Consider the following 21,852-nt stretch of genomic DNA (forward strand, 5'->3'; position numbering starts at 1 on the left):
CCAGCGTCGTGGGCTGGGCGTGCTGGAGGTGGGTGAAGCCCGGCATCACCGTCTCGGTGTGGGCGGCGGCGACGTCGAGCAGGGTCCGCCGGAGGTCGGTGAGCGACCGCACGAGGGCGACAATCTCCTGCTTCAACCGAATCCGTATGCAGGTCGCGACCTCGTCGTTCCGGGACCGGCCCATGTGGAGGCGGCCGCCGAAGTCCTCGCCGACCCGGTCGATGAGGTAGGCTTCCTTGCCGGCGTGGACGTCCTCGAACTTCTCGTCGAACGCCTCCTCCGGGAGGCCGTGGTCGTGGAGGTCGAGGAGCGCCGCCATCAGCGCACGGGCCGGGGCTTCGTCGATGATCCCCTGCCGCGAGAGGCCGAGGAGGTGCGCCATATCCACGAGGAGGTCCGCCTCCGCGATCCAGCGGTCGGCTTCCATCGACGCAAGAAAGTGCTCGAGGTCGCCGGAACGCTCGCCGGAGAGACGGCCCTGCCGAATCTGATCCGAACGCATTCTATCAACAGTCCTGTCTGTACCGTTTGGCCGCGGGGGAGATTAAAACCACGCACGGGGTGAGCGAGGGAGACGAGGGGGGGAGGGGCAGGTTCTCATCCGGGGGTGCGCAGTCCCGTGATTGCGAAGCCTGACGGCATCTCAAGCACCGAATGTTCCAGCCAGTCACATTGAGACGGTCCCATTTGTGGAGACAGGGGAGGGGGCAAGCCCCCTCGCACCTATCGGTGCTCAAGCTCGCTTTGCTCGCACTCCCCGTCAGCCCCTCCCCCGAGGCGATACCCCCACGGTCCAGCGTACGGGGCTTTTTCTGCCTCGGGCTGTTCCCGTGGGCATATTTGGCATCGTATACTCCAGCTCTTAGCGAGCTCGACAATTGTATACCCTGACACGGGTTTCCATCGGGTATCGCCATGACTGCCCCCGCCCCTTGAGGGGCGGGGAACGACTGTCCGAAGGACGGGAGTTTGAGCACCGTCAGGTGCAGAGGAGGAGCGCGAAGCGCGGGTGGGGTGGGGGAAACACTCTCATATCAGCGAGTTGGAGACAAGGGAGATCATCCCCCTCGCACCTAACGGTGTTTAAGCTCGCTTCGCTCGCACTCCGCACCCTTCAGGTGCTCGAACTCCGGTCTTCTCGAACTCCTGTCCTACGGACAGTCGTTTTCCGGAGCGTCGTTCCCCCAATGGCGATAAGCGACTGGACGAAGGGCAGGAACTCGAGCACCGGAGAGGCGTAGCCCCCACGATCCACTGTCCGGGGCTCTTCCCTCACTTCAGTGCTTCGGCAGCCCACCGTGCGCCCTTCATCCCCGGCACCCTGCCTCTGGAGCATTATCCGAGAGATCCTCCCAGCCACACTCAGATCATCCTAATAAGGAGAATTATAGATAGAAAATTTTGCCCATAATATAAAATATTGCCAGGTTTTCGACAATACTATATACTCTCAACGTAAAGACTAACCGTATACTATTAACCATATTGATGGAGAGACACTGATGAGATCATTAACCGCAACAATTCTGGTCGTGGCCCTGGTCGCGGCATTCGCGTTTGTCGCCGGATGCACCGGAACGGAAACCGGCGACGTGACGCACCTCCGGATCGGCTACCAGCCGAGCACCCACCAGACCGCCCACATGACCGCGATGGAGAAGGGATGGTGGCAGGAGGACCTCGCGCCCTACGGCATCACGCAGGTGACCGACTATAACTTCCCCACCGGCGCGCCCGAGATGCAGGCGATGCTCTCCGGGGACCTTGATATCGCCTACGTCGGCTCCGCCCCGTTCATCGCGGCCGTGAGCACCGGGCTTGACGCTAAGATCGTTGCAGCGGTCCAGACCCAGGGCTCCGATCTGGTGCTCAGGAATGAGGTCGCATACTCGACCCCCGCCGACCTCGTGGGCAAGAAGATTGCCACTTTCCCGCCCGGGACCATCCAGGACACGATCCTGCGGACCTGGCTTGAGGAGAACGGCGTCGACCCCGCAAGCGTCACCATCGTCGCCATGGACCCCGGTGCCGCAACCACCGCCATCTCCGCAGGCCAGGTCGATGGCGTCTTCCTGCCCCACCCGTCGCCGTCCGTCATCGCAGCGGAAGGTACGGGGAGAACAGTAGTGCAGTCAGGAGAGATGCTGAAAGATCACGCCTGCTGTGTTCTCGTCGCCAGCGGCTCGCTGATCCGTGATCACCCCGAGATCGTCGAACAGGTCGTAAAGACGCACATCAGAGCGACGGAGTACAACCTCGAACACCAGGACGAGGCCGCATCCATCTACTCCGCAAAGACCGGGCAGAACATCGAGACCGTGAAGGCTTCCTTCCGGGACTGGGACGGCACCTGGACCGCCGACCCGAACGTCATCACGACCTCGGTCGTCGAGTACACGAACCTCCAGTACGAGCTCGGCTACATCGACAAGCCCCTCACAGAGGACGACCTCTTCGACCTCTCGTTCTACGAGAAGGCCCGGGCGTAACCCGGAAACCTCACCCGTTTTTCCTCCAAAAGTATCTTTTAGAGAAGTGCCGATGGAATAAGGGAGAACCTTCCGGAGCGGACCCGGCAACCCCACCCCGGAAGAACCAGACCGTGGAATAGAACCATGAACCAGCAGACACAGAAACGACTCCTCGGCATCGCATCGCTCGCCGTCGTGGCAATCATATGGCAGATCATTGCCGAATATGTGGTAGGCCGATCCTTCATCCTCCCGAGCGTCACCGACGTCGCCGGCGCGTTCGCAAACCTCCTCGGCTCCGGCACTCTTCTTGCCGATACACTGGTGAGCCTTGAGCACTTCGGTATCGGGCTCATCGCAGCGTTCCTCCTTGGCGTCCCCATCGGGATCCTGATGGGATGGTTCCGCATCGGGGACTATCTGCTCGACCCGATCATCGAAATTCTCCGCCCCATCCCGCCGCTCGCCTGGATCCCGTTCGCCATCATCTGGTTCGGGCTCACCACCCAGGCAGCAGGCTTCGTGATCTTCGCAGGGGCCTTCTTCCCGATCCTGACCGCGACCTACTCCGGGTTCCGGGACGTCCCGAAGGTCTTTGTCGAGGCGGGCAAGGTGCTCGGGTGCGACACCTCGTTAGAACTGATTCGCTATGTCGCCCTTCCGGCCGCCATCCCGGGGATAGCCTCCGGGATCAGGATTGCCATGGGCGTCGGGTGGATGTGCCTTGTCGCCGCCGAGATGTTCGGCGTCTCAAACTACGGCCTCGGCTACCAGCTCTGGCACAATTACTACCTCCACCAGATGCCCAATGTCGTCGTCTACATGCTGATTCTCGGCCTTACAGGGCTCATCATCGACCGCATCTTCAGGAACTACGTCGAAAGACAACTCCTCCGGTGGCGAGCAGGGGAGGTGGCCTGATATGAGCGGGGTAACGATACGGAATCTCGGCAAGGCCTTCCCCAAGGAAGACGGCACCATGACGCAGGCGCTCGAGGGTGTCAACCTCGACATCAGGGACGAAGAGTTCATCTGCCTGGTCGGACCTTCCGGATGTGGGAAGACGACACTCTTACGGATCATTGCCGGGCTCGAGACCGCGACCACCGGGAGCGTCATCGTCGACGGCCGCGCCGTCACCGGCCCTGACCCGAAGCGCGGGATGGTATTCCAGGAGTACTCCCTCTTCCCCTGGCGGAGGGTGGTCGACAACGTCGCCTTCGGCCTGGAGATGCGGGGTGTCGGAAAGGAAGAGCGCCGGAAGACGGCAGACCACTACATCGAGATGGTCGGCCTCTCTCAGTTTCGGGACGCCTACCCCTACGAACTCTCCGGCGGGATGCGGCAGCGGGTGGCGATCGCCCGGGCGCTCGCAAACGACCCCGACGTCCTCCTCATGGACGAACCGTTCGGGGCGCTTGATGCCCAGACCCGGAACCGGATGCAGAAAGAGCTTCTCTCCCTCTGGGAGAAGACGAAGAAGACGATCGTCTTCGTCACCCACAGCGTCGATGAGGCGGTATACCTCTCTGACCGGATCGTTGTCCTCGCACCAAGGCCAGGGACGGTCCGGGAGAGCATCACCATCCCCTGGCCCCGGCCGCGGGACCGGACCAGCGCTGAGTTCGCGGAGGTTCGCCGACGGGTGCTCCGGATGATCGACGAGAGCGAAAGCGCCCAGTAAGGTTTATTAGAAGAAATCTCCATTTTATAAAGCACTCAAAGATCGGCAGGAGTTTTTAAAGATGGTACGAAAACCAGCGAAGATGTACAGGAATCTCGCAAAGAAAGCATATACACGCAGGGAATACATGGGCGGCGTGCCGGGCAGCAAGGTCGTGCAGTTTGATATGGGCAACCTTAGCCAGGACTTCCCGGTCGAGCTCTCCATCGTGGCCGAGGAGACCTGCCAGATACGGCACACGGCCCTTGAGGCCGCCCGTACCGGCATCAACAGGCAGCTCCAGAAGGAGGTCGGGAGGGCGAACTACCACTTAAAGATCCGGACCTTCCCGCACCACGTTCTCCGTGAGAACAAGCAGGCAACCGGCGCAGGTGCGGACCGTGTCTCGGAAGGCATGCGTCTTGCCTTCGGGAAGGCCGTCGGCACCGCGGCGCGGGTTGAACGTGGCCAGAAGGTCTTCTCCGTCTGGACAAACCCACAGTACGCCGAGAAGGCAAAGGCCTCCCTCCGGCGCGGAATCTACAAGATCCCGACCCCCGCAAGGATCGTCGAAGAACAGGTACCGGTAGCGTAAACTCGCATCCCGCCCCATCCTTTTTGCGGGGAGCGTCCCGCTGGAGAGTAGAACCGGTACCTGGGGGAATATAACTTTTTATAGTCGCTTCCCACCAGTATAAATGATGGTTAATCCGGCAGATCCGACGCTTTCGAGCGAACTGGCAGACGCCACAGAGAGAGCCCTCAAAGAGGCCGAAATCCGCCTCCCCCCCGACGTCCTTGCTGCGCTCCGGAGGGCGGCGGCGGCCGAGAGAGACGAGATCGCGCGGCAGGAACTTACCAACATTCTGGAAAATATTACACTCGCCGGGGAGCGCCAGGTGCCGATCTGCCAGGATACCGGTGTGCCGGTGGTCTACCTCACCCTCCCTCCCGACGTCCCGTTCACACCCGCCCTCAACGATGCGGTGCGGGAAGGGGTGCGCCGGGCGACGGCCAGCATCCCGCTCCGCCCCAACGTCGTCGACCCGCTCACCCGGAAGAACTCCGGAGACAACACCGGCGACGATATGCCAGCGGTCCACGTGACGCCAGGGGTCCGATTCGAGGTGACGGTGCTCCCGAAAGGAGCGGGCTCCGAAAACGTCTCGCGGATCGGGATGCTCCTCCCCTCGCAGGCAAAGGATATCCCGAGGTTCGTCGTGGAGACGATGCTCATCGCGGGGGGCAAACCCTGCCCCCCCGTGATCCTCGGCGTCGGGATCGGCGGGACCTTCGATACGGCGGCAGCGCTCGCAAAAGAAGCCCTGCTCCTCCCGGTCGACACCATGGACCCCTACGAGCAGGAGATCTGCGACGCGGTGAACGCCCTCGGCATCGGGCCGATGGGGCTTGGCGGCGATACGACGGCGCTCGCGGTGAAGGTGAAGCGGGCGGGCTGCCACACCGCATCCCTCCCGGTGGCGGTGAACGTCCAGTGCTGGGCATGCCGCCGGGCAACCGTGGAGGTGAAACGGTGACGGACCTTACGACACCGCTCGGCGACGAGGTCCTCTCGCTCCGGGCGGGCGACAGGGTCACCCTCTCCGGGACGATCTACACCGCCCGGGACGAGGCCCACCTCCGCATGATGGAGGAGGGTATCCCCTTCGATCCCAGGGGCGCTGTGGTCTACCACTGCGGCCCGGTAGTCCAGAACGGCCGGCTCGTCGTTGCCGGACCCACGACGTCCGCCCGGATGAACGCGCTTTCGGGCTTCCTGCTCGACGCGGGTGTCCGCGCCCTCATCGGGAAAGGCGGCATGGGACCTGAAGTGGTCGAGCAGCTTCGGGGGCGCGGGGTCTACCTCGCGCTCACGGGCGGATGCGCCGCGCTCGCGGCCGCCCGCATGGACCTTAAAGGCGTCTATTTCGAAGACCTCGGCATGGCCGAGGCGATCTGGGTCATCAAGGCCGATCGCCTGCCGCTGACGGTCGGGATCGATGCACACGGCGGCGATCTCTTCCATGCAGTACGCGAGAAAGCGAAAACACAATTTCACCAGCGATTCAACATAAGATAGGATACGGTCTCATGAAACTCGTCATCGATGAAAGCCGCTGCAAGGGGTGCAACCTCTGCGTGCTGGTCTGCCCCTACGGGATCTTTGCGGAGGGGACGGAACTCAATAGCCGGGGGATCGTCTCCCCGGTCCTCGACCGCCCCGAACGGTGCACGAACTGCAGGCTGCAGGCGCTCTACGGGCGGATGCTCTGCGGAGTTTGCCGGATGATCTGCCCCGATCAGGCGATTGCCTGGGTCGAGGAGAGGCCGTTTGAGCCTCATCGGGTTGAGGTGGAGTTTTGAGCAGAGTTGAGTTCATGCAGGGCAACACCGCCTGTGCGGAGGGCGCCCTCGCCGCCGGATGCCGGTTCTTCGGCGGCTACCCGATCACGCCGTCGACGGAGATCGCCGAGACGATGGCCCGGAGACTCCCGAAGGCCGGCGGGGTCTTCATCTCTATGGAGGACGAACTCGCGAGCATCGCCGCGGTGATCGGCGCCGCCTGGACCGGGGCCCGCGCCATGACCGCAACGAGCGGCCCGGGGTTCTCGCTGATGATGGAGAACATCGGCTACGCGGCGATGACCGAGACACCGTGCGTCGTCGTCAACGTCCAGCGGGGCGGCCCGAGCACCGGCCAGCCGACACGGGCGGCGCAGGGGGATATGTTCCAGTGCCGGTTCGGGTCGCACGGCGACTACAGCACCATCGCGCTCACCCCGAACTCCGTCCAGGAGATGTTCGACCTGACGGTGAAAGCGTTCGACCTCGCGGACCGATTCAGGGTCCCGACCTTCCTGATGGCCGATGAGATCGTAGGCCACATGCGGGAACGGGTGACCATCCCCGACTCGGTCGAGGCCACGTCTCCGCGCCCGCTCGCGGAAGGTTCGCTCCCCTTCGAAGCCAACGAAAACGGCATCCCGGGGTTCGCACCCTTCGGCTCGGGGAGGGCGGTCCACGTGACCGGCCTCACCCACGACGAACGTGGTTACCCGGATACGACCGACCCGGAGGCGCACGATAGGCTCGTGCGGCGCCTGGTCACGAAGATTGAGTCGGCCCGCCGCGCAATCGCCGACTACGAGGTGATGAACCCCGACGCCGAGACGGTCTTCGTCACCTACGGTGCGCCGTCCCGGACGGTGGAGCAGGTGATCCACGACCGGCCGGGCGACTCGATCGGTCATCTGCGCCTGCGGGTCGTCTGGCCGTTCCCGGAGTTTGCCCTCAAGGAGTTCCCGAACGCAAAGGTCTTCCTGATGCCGGAACTGAACCTGGGCCAGATGGTGCGTGAGGTCCAGCGTCACGTGGACCAGCCGGTCGTAGCGATCCCAAAGATTGGAGGAGAACTCCACACTCCCGCCGAACTCGTCAGTGCACTGGAGGAGCACCGATGAGCGCGTCCGAATGGTTCCGGGAAGACCGCCTTCCCCACATCTACTGCACGGGGTGCGGCAACGGGACGGTCATCAACTGCACCCTCGCGGCCGTGGAGGAGATGGGCTGGAAGCGGGACGAGACGGTTTTCGTCTCCGGGATCGGGTGCTCGTCCCGTGCTCCCGGCTACATCCTCACCGACTCGCTCCACACCACCCACGGCCGGGCGCTTGCGTTCGCCACCGGGGTGAAGATGGCCCGACCGGAGTTCAACGTCGTCGTCTTCACGGGCGACGGGGACCTTGCCGCCATCGGCGGAAACCACTTCATCCACGCCTGCCGCCGGAACGTGGATATGACGGTGGTCTGCATGAACAACCAGATCTACGGCATGACCGGCGGGCAGGGGAGCCCGACGACGCCGCCCGGGGCCATCTCGACGACGACACCCTACGGGGCGAGCGAACCGGCCTTCGACCTCGCCGAACTTGCGGTCGCCGCCGGCGCAAACTACGTCGCCCGCTGGACGTCCTACCACGTCAAAGAACTCACGAAGGCCGTCACGACCGGGATGCAGACGCCGGGGCTCGCTTTTGTCGAGGTACGGACCCAGTGCCCGACGAACTACGGCCGCCACAACAAGCTCCGGACCGTCCCGGCGATGATCGAGCACATCCGGAGCCACGCGATGCTTGTGGAGAAATACAACCGCCTGACGGCGGAAGGAAAGCCGATCCCCGAGGGCACCTTCACCGTCGGGGAGCTGGTCCGAAGGAGCCGGCCGGCGATGGGGGTGCGGCGATGAGGCACGAAGTCAGGTTCTCGGGCTACGGCGGGCAGGGGATCATCCTCTCCGCGGTCATCCTCGGCCGGGCGGCGGCGCTCTATGACGGGAAGTATGCCGTCCAGACGCAGGTCTACGGCCCGGAGGCCCGGGGCGGGGCCTCGATGGGGCAGGTGGTCATCGACGATGCGCCGATCCTCTATCCCGAGGTGGCGGACCCCGACATCTACGTCATCATGTCCCAGCAGGGGTTCGAGAAGTATGGGACCCGTGCCAGGGAGGACGCAGTCATGCTCATCGATGCCGACCTGGTCCGGTCACGTCCGGCCTGCCGGGCCTACGAGATCCCGGCGACGGCGGAGGCGAAGACCGCCCTCGGCCGGGAGATCGTCGCGAACATCGTGATGATCGGCGCCCTTGTGGCGGCGACCGAGATCGTGAGCAGGGAGGCGATCGAGCGTGCGGTGCTCGACAGTGTCCCCAAGGGCACGGAGAACCTGAACATCAAAGCACTGAAACGGGGATTTGAACTCGGAGAACGAGCGTGTAAACCATGAAGATGCTGGAGTACGAGGCTAAACCAATCTTTTCACAGTATGGCATACCGGTCCCGAAGGGAGTTCTCATCCGGTCACCGGACGAGGTCACGGCACACCTGACGGAACTGGGTGACGGCGTGGTGCTGAAGGCGCAGGTGGACGTCGGCGGGCGGGGGAAGGCCGGCGGCGTCCTGATGGCCGACGGAGCGACGGCGAGCGAGACCGCCCGCGAACTCTTCTCGCGGGAGATCAAGGGCGTCCCGGTCAGGGAGATCCTGGTCGAGGAGCGGCTGGCGATCGAGCACGAATACTACGTCAGCATTGCCATCGACCGGTCGAGCAAACAGCCGGTGATCCTCTTTGCCGATGCGGGCGGGGTGGAGATCGAGAACGCGGCGAAAGCGGACGAATCAGCTATCCGTAGGGTCATCGTGGCCCCGCTCCTCCGTGACATCCCGCCGTTCCTGATGCGGGAACTCCTCGGCGGAGCCCCGAAGGAACTCGCGCCCGTCATCAACAGCCTCTACCACGTCTTCCAGGAGAAAGACGCCATGCTCGCAGAGATCAATCCCCTGGTGACAACGCCGCGGGGCGTCTATGCGGCAGACGCGAAGCTGATCGTCGACGACAACGCCCTCGCCCGGCAGGGGATAACGGTCAACCGCGACCTCTCCGAGCGTGAGCGTGAGGCAGAGCAGCACGGCTTTTCGTACGTGGAACTCGACGGGACTATCGGGGTCATCGGGAACGGCGCCGGGCTCACGATGTCGACGCTCGACCTCATCGAGTATTACAACGGGCGGGCGGCGAACTTCCTCGACGTCGGGGGCGGCGCCGACCAGGAGCGCGTGAAGCACGCGGTCAGGCTCGTCGCGAGCATGCCGAAGGTCTCGGTGATCGTGGTCAACCTCCTTGGCGGGATAACCCGGTGTGACGAGGTCGCGAAAGGCATCATCGCCGCCGGCGTCGCGCCGACGGTCATCGTCCGGATGGCCGGGACGAACGAGGAGGAAGGGCGGCGGCTGCTCGCGGAATGCGGCTACCGGATGCTCGAGAGCATGGATGCGGCCGTGAAGGCGGCGATGGAGGTGCGATCATGATCTACGGCGACAAAAACCTCGGTGTCATCGTCCAGAACATCACCGGCAAGCAGGGCACGTTCCACACGGAGCTGATGAACGCCTACGCGCGCGAGGTCGGCGGGCGGGGCGTCGTCGCGGGGGTTGCGCCCGGCAAGGGCGGGCGTGAGGTCCACGGCGTCCCGGTCTACAACACGGTACGTGAGGCGCTCAGGGAGCACGATGCGACCGCGAGCGTCTGCTTCGTGCCGGGAAGCGCCGCGGGCGACTCGATCATGGAGGCGGCGCACGCCGGGATCGACCTTGCAGTCGTCATCACCGAGCACATCCCGGTTCACGACGCCATGAAGGCCATCGCCTACGCGAAACTCCACGATTGCGCGGTCATCGGCCCGAACTGTCCGGGCCTCCTCTCGCCGGGGGAGTGCAAACTCGGGATCATGCCGGCCCACCTCACCCGCCGCGGGAACGTCGGCGTCGTCTCCCGGAGCGGTACCCTCACCTACGAAGTCGTCGACGAGCTCACCCGCGCCGGCATCGGCCAGAGCACGGTCGTCGGGATCGGCGGCGACCCGGTGATCGGCCAGACCTTCGTGGACGTGCTCGCGCGGTTCGAGGAAGACCCCCAGACGAAGGCCGTCGTCGTCATCGGCGAGGTGGGCGGGAACCTGGAGGAAGAAGGCGTGCGGTCGACCGATCTTCCCCTCGTCACCTACATCGCCGGCGTGAGCGCCCCGCCCGAAAAGCGGATGGGCCACGCGGGGGCGATCATCGAGGGTGGCGAAGGCGACGCGCGTTCCAAGGTCAGAAGGCTCGCCGCCCTCAACGTCCCGGTCGCCTCCCGGCCATCGGAGATACCGGGGTTGATTCGCGAGGTGTTATGAACGGCGACCTGATGCTTGCCACTGCCTGTGAAGTGGCGGTGAAGATCAACGCGCGGGCGGTCGTCTCATTCGTCGACCAGACCCCGATCCCCCCCGGAGTACCCGAGATCGCGATCATCTGGGTGCAGGAGCTGCAACTCGACGTCTTGAAAGACCTCACCATGCACGACATCCTGGAGGTGAGCGAACGGCACATGCTCGATGCTGCCGTCCACCTCTACCTCCGGCGGAACCTGGAGAGCGGTCTCGTCGTCGGCGTCTTTCCCTACGCCGTCATCATCTACGACATCGAGGAGGGGAAGAACTTCATCAACCTCAAGGACTTCTCCGACATCGTTCCCCGCGAGGTGCTCCACGCGGCTCTTTCGCTCGCCCTTGAGATCGCGGTCGAAGGCAGGGAAGGACGGTCTATCGGCACCGCGTTCATCATCGGAGACCCGGAAGAGATCTTCAAACACTCCCACCAGGCGATCCTCAACCCCTACCAGGGGCAGCCCGCCGCGCTGCGGGACATCAAGAACAAGGATACCTGGGAGAGCGTCAAAGAGTTCGCCCAGCTCGACGGCGTCTTCGTCATCGACAAGACCGGCGAGGTGCGATCGGCGGGACGCTACCTCGACGTCACCGGGCGGGGTATCGCTCTCCCGAGCGGCCTTGGGGGAAGGCACCGCGCAACCGCGTCCATCACGCACGAGATCCCGGCCATCGGCATCACGGTCTCCGAGAGCGGAGGGATGGTGCGCATCTTCAGAGGTGGCAACTGCAAAATCAGCATCCGTTCCGATATCCGCCTCCGGAGTGACGGTTAGAAATGGTTATATGAATTGCAATCATTTCTCTTATCATACTTTAGAACTACGGTGGATTTGATGACCAGGAACATCAGCGTAGAAGGGCTTGACCAGATCCCGATTGAGAAGCAGCGAATTGAACTGGTGGAGAGGAAGTGCCTCGGGCACCCGGACAGCCTCGCGGACGGCATCGCGGAGTCGATCAGCCGGGCGCTCAGCAGGTCATACCTGGAGGAGTGCGGTTCCGTCCTGCACCACAACACCGACCAGGGTGAGGTCGTGGCAGGGGAGTCGATCCCGAAGTTCGGTGGCGGCCGGATCACAAAACCAATTTACTTCCTCATATCAGGCCGGGCAACCAAGACCTTCAACGGTGTGAACATCCCCGCAGACGCAATCGCCGTCGAAGCGGCACGGGACTACATCAGATCGATCCTCCCCACCATCGACATGAACCGCGATCTCATCGTTGACTGTCGGATGGGAAACGGGTCGACCGACCTCCGGGACGTCTTCCGGTCCTGCGAGGGAAAGGTTCCGCGGGCGAACGACACCTCGTTCGGTGTCGGGCACGCGCCGTTCAGTGAGGCAGAGAGCGTTGTCCGGGGTGTCGCCGCGTTCCTCGACAACGAGCTTCGGCTCAGGTACCCCGTCATCGGCCAGGACTGTAAGATCATGTGCCTGCGTGACGGCGACGCCGTCACCCTGACGATCGCGATGGCGTTCGTGGACCGCTACTGCTCGAGCATCGCCGAGTACATCGAGTTGAAGAACATCCTGACCGAGCAGATCACCCTCGTCGCAAAGCAGTTCACGAGCAGAAAGATCAACGTCGCCATCAACACCGCTGACGACCTCGAGGGCGGCAGTGTCTTCCTGACAGTCTCGGGCACTTCGGCCGAGATGGGCGACGACGGGTCCGTCGGCCGTGGCAACCGCGCAAACGGCCTGATCACCCCGAACCGCCCCATGAGCATGGAGGCGACGAGCGGCAAGAACCCGATCAACCACATCGGCAAGATCTACAACCTCCTTGCGACGCAGATAGCACAGGACTGTGTCACGGAGGTCGACGGCATCGAGGAGATGTACGTCCGTATCCTCTCCCAGATCGGTTACCCGATCGACCAGCCGCACGTGGCGAGCGCCCAGGTTCTCACGAAGCCGGGCGTTGACATCAGGTCCATCAAGCCCGACATCGAGGGGATCATCGACGGGTGGCTGGGGAAGATCACCACCGTCACCGAGAAGGTCATCAGGGGCGAACTCTCCACCTTCTGATCATCCCCACTTTTTGGAGTTCATATCTCATGAGTAAGCCATCGTCCCGAAAGCCCGGGTCCGAACCCGGACTCGTCCGTCTCGCCATCCCAAACAAAGGGAGAATTGCACAGCCCATCAACCACCTGATCGAGAAGAGCGGCCTTCACCTGGTCGACGGAGGAGAGCGGCGTCTCATCACCCGAACCCGCGACCCGAACGTGGAGATCCTCTTCGCACGTCCAATCGATATCCCGGAGTATGTGGCGAGCGGCGTTGCCGACCTCGGCATTACCGGGAAGGATATGGTCATGGAGCGGGGCTCAATGGTCGAACAGGTCCTCGACCTGCAGACCGGCAGGGCAACGCTCGTCGTCGCCGTCCCGGAGGAGTCCGGGATCGAGGCCGTTGCCGACCTTGAGGGGGCGAAGGTGGCGACCGAGTTCCCGGCGATTACCCGTTCGTTCTTTGCTGAGCACGAGGTCGCCGTCACGATCGTGACCGTCGGTGGGGCATGCGAGGCGACGCCGCACCTCGGGATCGCCGACGCTATCGTCGACCTCTCCTCCTCGGGGACGACGCTGCGGACCAACCATCTCCGCATCATTGAGGAGGTTCTCACCTCCACGACAATCCTGGTTGCAAACCCTGTCTCGCTCACGGAAAAAAGGGAGAAGATCGACGAGATCGTCCTCGCCCTCGAGAGCGTCATCCGGGCAAAAGGACAATGCTACCTGATGATGAACGTCCACCGGAGCGCCCTTAGCGACGTCCGGCAGGTGCTGCCCGGCCTCTCCGGCCCGACGGTGATGGATGTGGCATCCGACGAAAATCTGGTCGCCGTTCATGCCGTCGTGAAAGAAGAGCGGGTCTATCAGTTGATCAACCAGTTGAAGCGGGCCGGCGCAAAAGACATATTAGTCATGCCCATTGAACGGATCATACGCTGAGAACATGGAGATCTATCCTGCAGTCGATATCCTGGACGGGCGGTGCGTGCAGCTCGTGCAGGGGCGGCCGGAGGCGGCGACGGTCTATGGTGAGCCGGCCGCCTGGGCCCATCGGTGGCTCGATCTCGGGGCGGACGGTCTCCACATCGTCAACCTCGATGGGGCATTCGGTCGGGCGCAGAAGAACGCCGACCTGATCCGGGCCTTCATAAAAGAGACCAGTGCGTTCGTCGAACTTGGGGGCGGTATCAGGAGCGTGGAGGACGCCGCCGGGTGGCTCGATACCGGTGTCGACCGGGTGATCCTCTCGACCCTCGCCGTCCGGTCACCGGAGGTGGTCAGGGCGCTCGCCGACGAGTTCGGGAGCAAGCGGGTCATGCCCGGGATCGATGCCCGGGGCGGCGAGGTGATGATCGAGGGCTGGGAGCAGCCCGCGGGCAGTTACCTTACCTGGGCGGAGCGGTTTGAAGCCCTCGGCGCGGGGGCCCTCCTCTACACGAACGTGGACGTGGAGGGGCTCCAGCAGGGGATCGCCATCGAGCCCGTGACGGACCTTCTTGCGAGAGCACGGGTCCCGGTCGTCGTCTCCGGCGGGATATCGGCTGTCGGAGACGTCCGGGCGCTCAGGGATGCGGGGGCCGCCGGAGCGGTCCTCGGCTCGGCCCTCTACGCCGGGAAAGTGCACCTTCCCGAAGTCCTGGAGGCAGCGCATGCGTAAGAGTGAGATTCGCCGGAAGACGAAGGAGACCGAGATCAGCCTCTGCCTCGACCTCGACGGGAGCGGGGCGGGGACGATCGATACCGGGATACCGTTCTTCGACCACATGCTGACATCGTTTGCCCGGCACGGCAGAATAGACCTCACCGTCCGGGCGACCGGCGACCTTGAGGTCGACGCTCACCACACCATCGAGGATGTCGGGATCGTCCTCGGGACGGCCCTTGCCGAAGCGGTCGGCGACGGGAGGGGGATCACCCGGTTTGCCGACACAGCCGTCCCGATGGACGAGGCGCTCGCCCGGGCGGCGCTCGACGTCGGCGGCCGGGGATACCTCGTCTTTGCGGCCGACTTCTCGCCGGTGGGCCCGGGCGGGATCCCCGGCGATCTGATCGAGCACTTCTTCTACAGCCTCTGCACGAAGGCCGGGATCACCGCCCATATCACAGCCACGGGCCGGAACGACCACCATGTCTGCGAGGCGGCGTTCAAGGCGTTTGCACGGGCGCTCCGGGCGGCCATGGCGATCGACCCCGCGCAAGAAGGCGATGTGCCGAGCACCAAGGGGACGCTCTGATCCGGAAGGATCACTCCATTTTTCAGGATCGTCACGGCACCAGGCAGCAGTCGTGCCACGAGGGCGACGTAGCCGCGTGCCGGGCCGATGTTGTGAAAGAATCGCCTTTTCATCGACCGGCGAAAGAGGCGGGCTAAAATCGCAGGGAACGAGGTTGTGCGGCAGATTGCGCGGGTGGAGTGTCTGACGGCGAGGGGACAGAAAAGATCCGGGTCCTCATGCTCCCACGCTCGAGCGTGACCAACCCATACCTGGTACAAAGAGTTGCGCCGGACAGAGACCTGAGATGGGGGTCCGAGAGACCCCCGGTAAAGAGAAGAGAACGACCGGGTTACGCGGACTTAACCGCGAGCTCGACGTCTTCTGCCTTGATCGTCTTGCGTCCTGCGTGCTGGGCAAGCCTGTTGGCTTCCTTGGTCAGCTCGGCGATGTACGCCTCAGCCTTCGTTACCAGTGCGGCAGCGGCGTCGCTGCCGACTCTCTCAGCACCATTCTTCTTTGCGATACGTACAACCGCAGCAATAGGTAGATCTGCCATAATCAAATTCACCTCTAAAAAGAAGTGTATTAGTTAATATTTAAATATTTCGGGATTATCTCGAAGATTTACGTTTCCCTCCTTCATCGGAGGTGCATATGAAGAGTGCATTCGGATACCGGGCAGAGAATTGAGGCGATTGAAAAGAGACCGAAAATGAGTCCGTTTGATAAACAGCCCCGCCATCTATGCGCTTCGGGATTCCACCAGCGATTTTGCGAGCATTACTGCATTCGTATAATCTGCTGAGGCGCGCGATGTATCTACGAAAATTTTATCGATATTTACCACCGGAGCACCATGCCCGGCTCCATTTCCGAGAAACGTGAGCGTACGAAAGATCAGGTTTCCAGAGATCCCGTCGGGAGCGACGACCATCGCGTACCGTCTCGCCGCTTCCTCGATCAGGATCTCGGTATGCTCAGCACCGGTCAGGCGTGCAACGAGTTCGGCGTCCGCCATCGTCCGATCGACCGCCGGGTGCCGCCCGAGATCCCCGAGCCGTCCTCCCGAAAGGACCGCCACCCCCCCGGAAAGCCTGAAACTCCGGGCGATATCCCGGCCGCGTTCGACGAGCCGAACTTTTTCTGTGACCGTCCAGCCCTCGTCGACCCCGACCGGGGCAAGGAGGAAGAGGTGTCCGTCGGCGGTTTCAAGAAGGGCGATCCGCTCCAGGTGATCGACGCCGGCGGCCAGTTTGAGGGCCGCGAGTGTGGAGGACGCAGGCAGGGTGCCCCTGACGGCGGCATCGATCCTCCCTGCGGCGAGAGCATCGATGAGAGCCGCCTCCGGCTCTTTTGCCTCGACGACGTCCACAGCATCTCCGAATGAATCAGCAGTCTCGGGGCAGGAAAAAAGAATAAGGTCAACCTCACGGCCGACAGCCCGGATGGTCGCGAGGATCTTCTCGTCCGGGGATGCCGCACCGAGCCCGACCGTTACCGGCATGCCTCTCCTTCGATGAAGATCTGCATGATGCCGTTATGGTCCAGGTCGAAGACCTGTGTCTCCCGGCCCAGGTACCTGACGGAGAGCCGCCTGCTCCCGTCAACCTCACCGATAGGGGCAGCGGCGATGCCGACATCGGTGAACCGGCGGCAGACCTCCTGCACGTTCTCCTCCTTCACGGTCAGGATGAAGCCCATGCCGGGGTACATGCGCACCCACTGCTCAAAGGGAAGACCGATCGCCGAGAGGTCCGGCCGGGGTATCGCCTCAAGGTCGATCACCGCGCCCTTCCCGCTCACCTCAAGAAGCATACCGAGAGTCCCGATGACCCCCGGGTTGCTGATGTCTTTGCCGGCCGTCACCAGATGCTCTTTTCCCAGATCCTCCATCACCCGGATCTGGGCCCGCACCTCCTCTGCCGACTTCATCGTGACCGAGTCCCAGTTGAAACTGCATGACGGGTGCACCCGGCCGTTGAGATCTATCGCTGCGACCACCCGGTCACCCTCCTCTGCCGTATCCGAGAAGATGATCTGGTCCATCTGGGCCGTCCCGAGGATCGCCACGTCCACAACGCTGTACGGCGTCTCCGGATGGAGGTGACCGCCCACAATCGGGACGCCGAATTGCGTGGATGCGGCGACCATGCCCCGGGTCACCTCGTCGCGGATCACATCGTTCGTGACGGAGAGGATATCGACCATCGCCACAGGTCTTCCACCCATGGCAGCAATATCATGGACGTTCACGAGCACGGCACAGTACCCGGCCCAGAACGGGTCCGCCTCCATAAGCCTGCTCCAGATACCGTCTGCCGCAAGCAGTAGCGCATCCTCCGAATTATGCCGGATGACCGCGGCATCCTCACCGAACGAGGCGACGACATCGGGGCTTTCGACCCGGAGAGACCGGATCATATCCCCGATCACTCTCTTCCGGGTAACCCCCTCGTATTCCCTGACGGCCCGTGCTACCGTATCGGTGGAGCAATCTTTCACCACAAGAACACCAACACTCCACTTTTCTTAATGGTATTCTGCCTCATCAGAGATAATGTATTTGATTCACTGGTATTATTCACTCTGTTCCAGGGGCCGATCGCAGCGAAGGAAAGCCGGCCGGTCCCGCTCCGGGAGAGAGGGGGCGGAACATCTCGACGGGGCGAGCGCGACTCCCGGGCAGGGTGTCCGCGGACCCCCGATTCATACCGGAGTTGTATTTTTGATGCACCACGTCAAATAGATCAGTATGGACTGGGTGGAGAAGTACAGACCGCAGCGTCTCCAGGACGTTGTGGGAAACTCCGGCGCCGTCAGGCAGATGTACGAGTGGGCGCGGGACTGGTCGCGGCAGAAGAAACCGCTGCTCCTGTACGGAAAGCCCGGCATCGGGAAGACCTCGAGCGCCCATGCCCTTGCAAACGACATGAACTGGGAGGTGGTGGAACTGAACGCCTCCGATCAGCGGACCAAGGCGGCCCTCGAACGGGTGGCAGGTTCGGGGTCCACCACGGCCAGCCTCTCCGGCGCGAGCCGCAAACTGATCCTGCTCGATGAGGCTGACAACCTGCACGGGCAGGCGGACCGCGGCGGGGCGAAGGCGATCCTCGAGATCATCGCTGCGTCGCAGCAGCCGATGATCCTGATCGCAAACGACTACTACTCTCTCTCACGGGAACTCAAGGCGGCAACGGAGCCGGTGCAGTTCCGGGCGTTCCAGGCCCGCTCAATCGTTCCCCGTCTCCGCCAGATCTGTGCCGCAGAGGGCGTGGCGTGCGACCCTCTCGCGCTCGACGAGATCGGACGCCGCGCCGGCGGCGATATGCGGGCCGCTGTGAACATGCTCTACGCCGCGGCTATCGGGAAGGAGCACCTCGCGACAGGCGACGTCCACACCTCCGCAAAGGACCAGCGGTCCACCATCTTCGAACTCGTCGGCGCGGTCTTTTCGGGGCGGCGGGACGCCGACCTGCTCCGCATGGCGGTGGAGGTCGAGGACACCCCCGATACCATCGAACAGTGGCTCGAAGGGAGTATCGACCAGATGCCCGATCACGCCTCACGGACGAAGGGGTATGCCTGCCTCGCAAGGGCGGACGAGTACATCGGCCGGACCTACCGGCGGCAGTATTACACGCTCTGGCGCTACGCGAACGCGGTCATGCTCCTCGGCGTCGCCGACGCCGCCGGCGGACACGGCATCCACGGCCGCATCATGCCGCCGTCGCGCTGGCAGAAGATGGGGGCGTCAAAGAAGCAGAAGACGGTTCGGGCCGGTCTCTCCCGGAAGCTCAGCGAGATGACACATACCCCGGAGGACGCGTTGCGTGAAGAGTTCTTCACCGCGATCAGCATCCTTATCGAGCAGGACCCCGCAGGATACGTCCGCGAGTTCCAGCTGGATGCAGACGAGCTCGCCCTCTTCATCCACGACAAGGCCCGAGCCGTAAAGGTGGTCAAAGAAGTGGCGAAGGAAGAGAAGGCAAAGGAGAAGAAGGCCTCCGGCAAAGAAAAAAATCCCGCCAAGGGTAAAAAACCCAGAGACGACGACCCTCCCGGCGATGCCGAGGCGCGGCGAGATCCTCCCCCGGGTCAGGCGACGCTCTTCTAAGGACTGCGGCGGTGGTAGCAGTGGAGAAGAACCGGGCCGCAGTCCACGACCTCGCCCCCGTCCCCGTAGATCTCACAGCCCAGGTGATAGACCAAAAGATCGCTGTTGACCAGGGCGGCAAGCCCGATCAGCGGCTGGACCATCTCCACGCCGGGGCGCACGGCGTAGATCACGTCCGCACCCGCATACAGTCGGAGGTCGGGCTCGAAGATGTCATCGGTCACCACAGTGAGCCCTTCGTGCCGGATGCCGGGCCGGATGTCGATGCAGAGGACAAGAGCCCCGGCGGCTGCGACCAGTCGTGCGGCGTCGGGGTTGTTGCCGATACCCACTTCTACGGCCCGCCGGTAGCGACCGGCGATATACTCCCCGATACTCCGTTCAATATGTTTATAGTGACACATTACCCAGAGATTAGGTAATGGGCGTCAATATTCTTTGGGACCAACAGGCACCGGAAGGTATCGAGCTCCCGGTCGCCCGGAGGATTTCGATGATCCTCGGGCGAGAGACCGGGCTCATCGACTATCCGCTCCTCATTGACGGCTACGACCGTGATCGCAACCAGCACGATGCTCAAAAAATTCTGGACCGCCTGCAGGATACCCTCACCCGCAGATACGGGATTGACGGCCCCCTGCTGCTCGTCACCTCGCGGGACCTCTACGTCAAAGGGTGCGACTTCGTCTTCGGCCTTGCGAGGCCGGCAAGCAGCGTCGCCATCGTCTCGACCGCCCGCTTCGGGAACGGGTATTATGGCAGGGTGCCGGACGACGCCGACCTGATCGACCGGACCGCAAAAGAGGGAGCGCACGAAATCGGGCACCTCCTCGGGCTCGGGCACTGCGAAAACCCCGAATGCGTCATGTTCCGGCCGCGGACGCTGGATGAACTGGACAGAAAGAGGAAGATGCTCTGTCCGGAGTGCCAGGAGGCGCTTGCGGAGCGGAAAGAGAGATGACTGCAAAGGATCGGGTTTCTGGGAGTGATCTCCGGCGATCGTCCTTATGACGGCTGCGGATAACTCCTACCAGGAGCGCCTGCAGGCGCTCAAGAGGAAGGAGCGTACAGATCCGACCAAACAAAAGTATTAAACGAAACCTCCGGAAAACCTAGGAGTGATTTACATGGGATACTCTTCTGCCTTAATCCAGCGAAAGTACAGAGATATCGTCGGGAGGCGCTATGAGTCGGTCCTCAAGGAGTACGGCGAGTTTCTGCTGGCCGACGAGGAGATGCTCGTCCCCGAGGTCCGGTCGATCCTGGTGCCGCTCGACCACTTCGTCCACGAGATCACCGATGAAGCCATCGACGTCCTCTCCGCCTACGATGCCACCATCTCGCTCGCCTACATCACCGATGCCGGGGTAGTCGAACTCGTTGAGCAGACGCTTGACCGTGCATCAATGGAGGAGTTCCAGGCAAAGAAAGAGGAGTACGGGCAGAAACTGCTCGAACGAGCCGTGGCAAAACTCGAAGAACACGGTTTTTCAACCCAGACAAGGATGTTTGTCGGGCATAAGGGCGACGATGTTGTCCTGATGGCGAAGAATCACGATATTGTCGCGCTCTCCCGGCGTTATGCCGATGGTGAATCGGCCGATCTCTCGATCAGCCCGACCGTCCTGCGCATCTGCCAGCGGGTGGAGATACCAGCTCTCATCTACTGACAGGTGCGTGGATGGATACGATTGCACTGATTGCAGTAGCGGTCTTTCTCTTCACCTACGCCCTCATCATCGACGAGCGGATCCACCGGGCAGTTGCCGCCATGATGGGAGCGGCGGTCGTCGTCTTCATCGGGATCGTTACCTGGGAGGGACTCCTCGAGCATATCGACTTCGGGACCATCTTCTTACTCCTCGGGATGATGATCATCGTCAATACCGCCCGTGGCAGCGGTCTCTTTGAGTATATCGCAATACGTACGGCGAAACTCGCAAAAGGGAGTCCTATCAGGGTCATGATCCTCTTTGCGATCGTGACCGCGGTCGTGAGCGCGTTCCTCGACAACGTCACCACGGTCCTCCTCCTCACCCCGATGCTCCTTTACGTCGCAAGGGTGATGAACCTCAACCCCGTCCCGTTCCTCGTCACGGAGATCTTCGCCTCCAATGTCGGCGGGGCCGCGACGCTCATCGGCGACCCGCCGAACATCATGATCGCATCGTCAGCAGGACTGACGTTCAATGAGTTCCTGATTCACCTTGCCCCCATCATGGTCGTCGACATGGTGCTCCTCATCGGGCTGATGTACCTCATCTACGGCCGATCCATGAAGGTGAGCCCGGATGAACGGCAGGAACTGGTCCGGACGCTCGACAGTCTCGATGAACGGGCAGCGATCGTCGACCGGTCGCTCTTCAACAAGTCGGTGGCCGTCATCGTCTTTGTGGTCCTCCTCTTCTTCATCCACGATCGGATCGGGGAGATTCTGCACGCCGTCCTGCCGTTCGTCGATCCGGCGATGGGGCTTGAACCTGCGGAGGTGGCCCTCATCGGGGCGGCGATCCTCCTCTTCTGGAGCAGGCAGTCCCCGGAGGAGATCTTTGAGAAGATCGAGTGGCCGGCCCTCTTCTTCTTCGGCGGGCTCTTCGTC

At 62.8% G+C, this 21,852-nt stretch carries 27 protein-coding genes; 21 read left to right on the forward strand and 6 right to left on the reverse strand.

Translation table 11 applies throughout. The features are described 5' to 3' along the window. Together PLN84_RS09265 and PLN84_RS09270 are read right to left on the reverse strand one after the other, a co-directional pair. Nucleotides 1-502 (reverse strand): lyase family protein (locus PLN84_RS09265; RefSeq protein ID WP_348532017.1); only part of this gene is annotated, 502 nt, incomplete at its 3' end. 612 nt (nucleotides 503-1,114) lie between these two features. Then, nucleotides 1,115-1,336: a hypothetical protein gene (locus tag PLN84_RS09270; RefSeq protein ID WP_292384855.1), complete on the reverse strand. Its 222-nt coding sequence runs from the start codon at nucleotides 1,334-1,336 to the stop codon at nucleotides 1,115-1,117. A gap of 166 nt (nucleotides 1,337-1,502) precedes the next feature. On the opposite strand from PLN84_RS09270, the gene PLN84_RS09275 reads away from it, so the two are divergent. The 17 genes from PLN84_RS09275 to hisB all read left to right on the forward strand — a co-directional run bounded on the left by PLN84_RS09275 (nucleotide 1,503) and on the right by hisB (nucleotide 15,157). Beyond that, a complete protein-coding gene (locus PLN84_RS09275) occupies nucleotides 1,503-2,489 on the forward strand; it encodes an ABC transporter substrate-binding protein (RefSeq protein WP_292384857.1) in 987 nt (328 codons plus the stop codon). A gap of 126 nt (nucleotides 2,490-2,615) precedes the next feature. Continuing rightward, nucleotides 2,616-3,392 (forward strand): ABC transporter permease, encoded by a 777-nt coding sequence (locus PLN84_RS09280; RefSeq protein ID WP_292384858.1) that lies wholly within the window; start codon nucleotides 2,616-2,618, stop codon nucleotides 3,390-3,392. A 1-nt stretch (nucleotide 3,393) separates the two neighbouring features. Continuing rightward, on the forward strand, nucleotides 3,394-4,155 hold the full coding sequence (locus tag PLN84_RS09285; RefSeq protein ID WP_292384859.1) for an ABC transporter ATP-binding protein: 762 nt from the start codon (nucleotides 3,394-3,396) through the stop codon (nucleotides 4,153-4,155). A 61-nt stretch (nucleotides 4,156-4,216) separates the two neighbouring features. Further along, entirely contained in the window at nucleotides 4,217-4,729 is a 513-nt protein-coding gene (locus tag PLN84_RS09290) for a 50S ribosomal protein L16 (RefSeq protein ID WP_292384861.1), read from the forward strand. Between the two features lie 103 nt (nucleotides 4,730-4,832). Beyond that, on the forward strand, nucleotides 4,833-5,672 hold the full coding sequence (locus tag PLN84_RS09295) for a fumarate hydratase (RefSeq protein WP_292384862.1): 840 nt from the start codon (nucleotides 4,833-4,835) through the stop codon (nucleotides 5,670-5,672). Continuing rightward, nucleotides 5,669-6,214, forward strand: a complete 546-nt coding sequence (locus PLN84_RS09300; protein ID WP_292384864.1) for a FumA C-terminus/TtdB family hydratase beta subunit — start codon at nucleotides 5,669-5,671, stop codon at nucleotides 6,212-6,214. Before PLN84_RS09295 ends, PLN84_RS09300 begins: the two co-directional genes overlap by 4 nt. A gap of 11 nt (nucleotides 6,215-6,225) precedes the next feature. Continuing rightward, the gene (locus PLN84_RS09305; protein WP_292384866.1) at nucleotides 6,226-6,498 is read left to right on the forward strand and encodes a 4Fe-4S dicluster domain-containing protein; all 273 of its coding nucleotides are present in this window, start codon (nucleotides 6,226-6,228) and stop codon (nucleotides 6,496-6,498) included. Next, nucleotides 6,495-7,595 (forward strand): 2-oxoacid:acceptor oxidoreductase subunit alpha, encoded by a 1,101-nt coding sequence (locus PLN84_RS09310; RefSeq protein WP_292384868.1) that lies wholly within the window; start codon nucleotides 6,495-6,497, stop codon nucleotides 7,593-7,595. The genes PLN84_RS09305 and PLN84_RS09310 overlap by 4 nt, the downstream gene beginning before the upstream one ends. Next, on the forward strand, nucleotides 7,592-8,380 hold the full coding sequence (locus PLN84_RS09315) for a thiamine pyrophosphate-dependent enzyme (protein ID WP_292384869.1): 789 nt from the start codon (nucleotides 7,592-7,594) through the stop codon (nucleotides 8,378-8,380). The genes PLN84_RS09310 and PLN84_RS09315 overlap by 4 nt, the downstream gene beginning before the upstream one ends. Next, nucleotides 8,377-8,916, forward strand: a complete 540-nt coding sequence (locus PLN84_RS09320; protein ID WP_292384871.1) for a 2-oxoacid:ferredoxin oxidoreductase subunit gamma — start codon at nucleotides 8,377-8,379, stop codon at nucleotides 8,914-8,916. The genes PLN84_RS09315 and PLN84_RS09320 overlap by 4 nt, the downstream gene beginning before the upstream one ends. Then, the gene (locus PLN84_RS09325; protein WP_292384872.1) at nucleotides 8,913-9,998 is read left to right on the forward strand and encodes an ATP-grasp domain-containing protein; all 1,086 of its coding nucleotides are present in this window, start codon (nucleotides 8,913-8,915) and stop codon (nucleotides 9,996-9,998) included. Before PLN84_RS09320 ends, PLN84_RS09325 begins: the two co-directional genes overlap by 4 nt. Next, nucleotides 9,995-10,861, forward strand: coding sequence for a succinate--CoA ligase subunit alpha (sucD, locus tag PLN84_RS09330; RefSeq protein ID WP_292384874.1), 867 nt, complete (start codon nucleotides 9,995-9,997; stop codon nucleotides 10,859-10,861). Before PLN84_RS09325 ends, sucD begins: the two co-directional genes overlap by 4 nt. Further along, nucleotides 10,858-11,670 (forward strand): diadenylate cyclase, encoded by an 813-nt coding sequence (locus PLN84_RS09335; RefSeq protein ID WP_348532018.1) that lies wholly within the window; start codon nucleotides 10,858-10,860, stop codon nucleotides 11,668-11,670. Before sucD ends, PLN84_RS09335 begins: the two co-directional genes overlap by 4 nt. Before the next feature lie 60 nt (nucleotides 11,671-11,730). Next, nucleotides 11,731-12,933 (forward strand): methionine adenosyltransferase, encoded by a 1,203-nt coding sequence (locus PLN84_RS09340; protein WP_292384879.1) that lies wholly within the window; start codon nucleotides 11,731-11,733, stop codon nucleotides 12,931-12,933. Between the two features lie 29 nt (nucleotides 12,934-12,962). Continuing rightward, nucleotides 12,963-13,862 carry an ATP phosphoribosyltransferase gene (gene hisG / locus PLN84_RS09345; protein ID WP_292384880.1) on the forward strand — a complete coding sequence of 300 codons (900 nt, stop codon included), beginning with the start codon at nucleotides 12,963-12,965 and terminating at the stop codon, nucleotides 13,860-13,862. 4 nt (nucleotides 13,863-13,866) lie between these two features. Continuing rightward, nucleotides 13,867-14,580 carry a 1-(5-phosphoribosyl)-5-[(5-phosphoribosylamino)methylideneamino]imidazole-4-carboxamide isomerase gene (hisA, locus tag PLN84_RS09350; protein ID WP_292384882.1) on the forward strand — a complete coding sequence of 238 codons (714 nt, stop codon included), beginning with the start codon at nucleotides 13,867-13,869 and terminating at the stop codon, nucleotides 14,578-14,580. Continuing rightward, nucleotides 14,573-15,157, forward strand: a complete 585-nt coding sequence (gene hisB / locus PLN84_RS09355) for an imidazoleglycerol-phosphate dehydratase HisB (RefSeq protein ID WP_292384884.1) — start codon at nucleotides 14,573-14,575, stop codon at nucleotides 15,155-15,157. Before hisA ends, hisB begins: the two co-directional genes overlap by 8 nt. Nucleotides 15,158-15,488: 331 nt before the next feature. Here the strand turns inward: hisB and PLN84_RS09360 are convergent, their stop codons facing one another. The 3 genes from PLN84_RS09360 to PLN84_RS09370 all read right to left on the reverse strand — a co-directional run bounded on the left by PLN84_RS09360 (nucleotide 15,489) and on the right by PLN84_RS09370 (nucleotide 17,644). Then, on the reverse strand, nucleotides 15,489-15,695 hold the full coding sequence (locus PLN84_RS09360; RefSeq protein WP_066955067.1) for a histone family protein: 207 nt from the start codon (nucleotides 15,693-15,695) through the stop codon (nucleotides 15,489-15,491). 186 nt (nucleotides 15,696-15,881) lie between these two features. Next, nucleotides 15,882-16,643, reverse strand: a complete 762-nt coding sequence (mtxX, locus tag PLN84_RS09365; RefSeq protein ID WP_292384887.1) for a methanogenesis marker protein Mmp4/MtxX — start codon at nucleotides 16,641-16,643, stop codon at nucleotides 15,882-15,884. After that, the gene (locus tag PLN84_RS09370; RefSeq protein WP_292384889.1) at nucleotides 16,634-17,644 is read right to left on the reverse strand and encodes a methanogenesis marker 2 protein; all 1,011 of its coding nucleotides are present in this window, start codon (nucleotides 17,642-17,644) and stop codon (nucleotides 16,634-16,636) included. The genes mtxX and PLN84_RS09370 overlap by 10 nt, the downstream gene beginning before the upstream one ends. Before the next feature lie 247 nt (nucleotides 17,645-17,891). On the opposite strand from PLN84_RS09370, the gene PLN84_RS09375 reads away from it, so the two are divergent. Continuing rightward, nucleotides 17,892-19,253 carry a replication factor C large subunit gene (locus tag PLN84_RS09375; protein ID WP_292384891.1) on the forward strand — a complete coding sequence of 454 codons (1,362 nt, stop codon included), beginning with the start codon at nucleotides 17,892-17,894 and terminating at the stop codon, nucleotides 19,251-19,253. Here PLN84_RS09375 and PLN84_RS09380 read toward each other — a convergent pair. Then, nucleotides 19,250-19,657 (reverse strand): UPF0146 family protein, encoded by a 408-nt coding sequence (locus tag PLN84_RS09380; RefSeq protein ID WP_292384893.1) that lies wholly within the window; start codon nucleotides 19,655-19,657, stop codon nucleotides 19,250-19,252. The genes PLN84_RS09375 and PLN84_RS09380 overlap by 4 nt on opposite strands. Nucleotides 19,658-19,674: 17 nt before the next feature. On the opposite strand from PLN84_RS09380, the gene PLN84_RS09385 reads away from it, so the two are divergent. The 3 genes from PLN84_RS09385 to PLN84_RS09395 form a co-directional block, all read left to right on the forward strand. Next, complete coding sequence (locus PLN84_RS09385; RefSeq protein WP_292384895.1) at nucleotides 19,675-20,214, forward strand: archaemetzincin family Zn-dependent metalloprotease; 540 nt, start codon at nucleotides 19,675-19,677, stop codon at nucleotides 20,212-20,214. A gap of 166 nt (nucleotides 20,215-20,380) precedes the next feature. Then, on the forward strand, nucleotides 20,381-20,923 hold the full coding sequence (locus PLN84_RS09390; protein WP_292384897.1) for a universal stress protein: 543 nt from the start codon (nucleotides 20,381-20,383) through the stop codon (nucleotides 20,921-20,923). Nucleotides 20,924-20,934: 11 nt separating this feature from the next. Further along, nucleotides 20,935-21,852, forward strand: a 918-nt coding sequence (locus PLN84_RS09395) for an SLC13 family permease (protein WP_348532019.1), incomplete at its 3' end; no start/stop codon positions are given.

This window comes from Methanoculleus sp., from assembly GCF_035363275.1.
Taxonomy (GTDB): domain Archaea; phylum Halobacteriota; class Methanomicrobia; order Methanomicrobiales; family Methanoculleaceae; genus Methanoculleus.

Coding starts and splice junctions, on each gene's coding strand:
- PLN84_RS09270 (WP_292384855.1), bottom strand. CDS start 1,336: ATGCTCCAGAGGCAGGGTGCCGGGGATGAAGGGCGCACGGTGGGCTGC.
- PLN84_RS09275 (WP_292384857.1), top strand. CDS start 1,503: ATGAGATCATTAACCGCAACAATTCTGGTCGTGGCCCTGGTCGCGGCA.
- PLN84_RS09280 (WP_292384858.1), top strand. CDS start 2,616: ATGAACCAGCAGACACAGAAACGACTCCTCGGCATCGCATCGCTCGCC.
- PLN84_RS09285 (WP_292384859.1), top strand. CDS start 3,394: ATGAGCGGGGTAACGATACGGAATCTCGGCAAGGCCTTCCCCAAGGAA.
- PLN84_RS09290 (WP_292384861.1), top strand. CDS start 4,217: ATGGTACGAAAACCAGCGAAGATGTACAGGAATCTCGCAAAGAAAGCA.
- PLN84_RS09295 (WP_292384862.1), top strand. CDS start 4,833: ATGATGGTTAATCCGGCAGATCCGACGCTTTCGAGCGAACTGGCAGAC.
- PLN84_RS09305 (WP_292384866.1), top strand. CDS start 6,226: ATGAAACTCGTCATCGATGAAAGCCGCTGCAAGGGGTGCAACCTCTGC.
- PLN84_RS09315 (WP_292384869.1), top strand. CDS start 7,592: ATGAGCGCGTCCGAATGGTTCCGGGAAGACCGCCTTCCCCACATCTAC.
- PLN84_RS09320 (WP_292384871.1), top strand. CDS start 8,377: ATGAGGCACGAAGTCAGGTTCTCGGGCTACGGCGGGCAGGGGATCATC.
- PLN84_RS09325 (WP_292384872.1), top strand. CDS start 8,913: ATGAAGATGCTGGAGTACGAGGCTAAACCAATCTTTTCACAGTATGGC.
- sucD (WP_292384874.1), top strand. CDS start 9,995: ATGATCTACGGCGACAAAAACCTCGGTGTCATCGTCCAGAACATCACC.
- PLN84_RS09335 (WP_348532018.1), top strand. CDS start 10,858: ATGAACGGCGACCTGATGCTTGCCACTGCCTGTGAAGTGGCGGTGAAG.
- PLN84_RS09340 (WP_292384879.1), top strand. CDS start 11,731: ATGACCAGGAACATCAGCGTAGAAGGGCTTGACCAGATCCCGATTGAG.
- hisG (WP_292384880.1), top strand. CDS start 12,963: ATGAGTAAGCCATCGTCCCGAAAGCCCGGGTCCGAACCCGGACTCGTC.
- hisA (WP_292384882.1), top strand. CDS start 13,867: ATGGAGATCTATCCTGCAGTCGATATCCTGGACGGGCGGTGCGTGCAG.
- hisB (WP_292384884.1), top strand. CDS start 14,573: ATGCGTAAGAGTGAGATTCGCCGGAAGACGAAGGAGACCGAGATCAGC.
- PLN84_RS09360 (WP_066955067.1), bottom strand. CDS start 15,695: ATGGCAGATCTACCTATTGCTGCGGTTGTACGTATCGCAAAGAAGAAT.
- mtxX (WP_292384887.1), bottom strand. CDS start 16,643: ATGCCGGTAACGGTCGGGCTCGGTGCGGCATCCCCGGACGAGAAGATC.
- PLN84_RS09375 (WP_292384891.1), top strand. CDS start 17,892: ATGGACTGGGTGGAGAAGTACAGACCGCAGCGTCTCCAGGACGTTGTG.
- PLN84_RS09380 (WP_292384893.1), bottom strand. CDS start 19,657: ATGTGTCACTATAAACATATTGAACGGAGTATCGGGGAGTATATCGCC.
- PLN84_RS09385 (WP_292384895.1), top strand. CDS start 19,675: ATGGGCGTCAATATTCTTTGGGACCAACAGGCACCGGAAGGTATCGAG.
- PLN84_RS09390 (WP_292384897.1), top strand. CDS start 20,381: ATGGGATACTCTTCTGCCTTAATCCAGCGAAAGTACAGAGATATCGTC.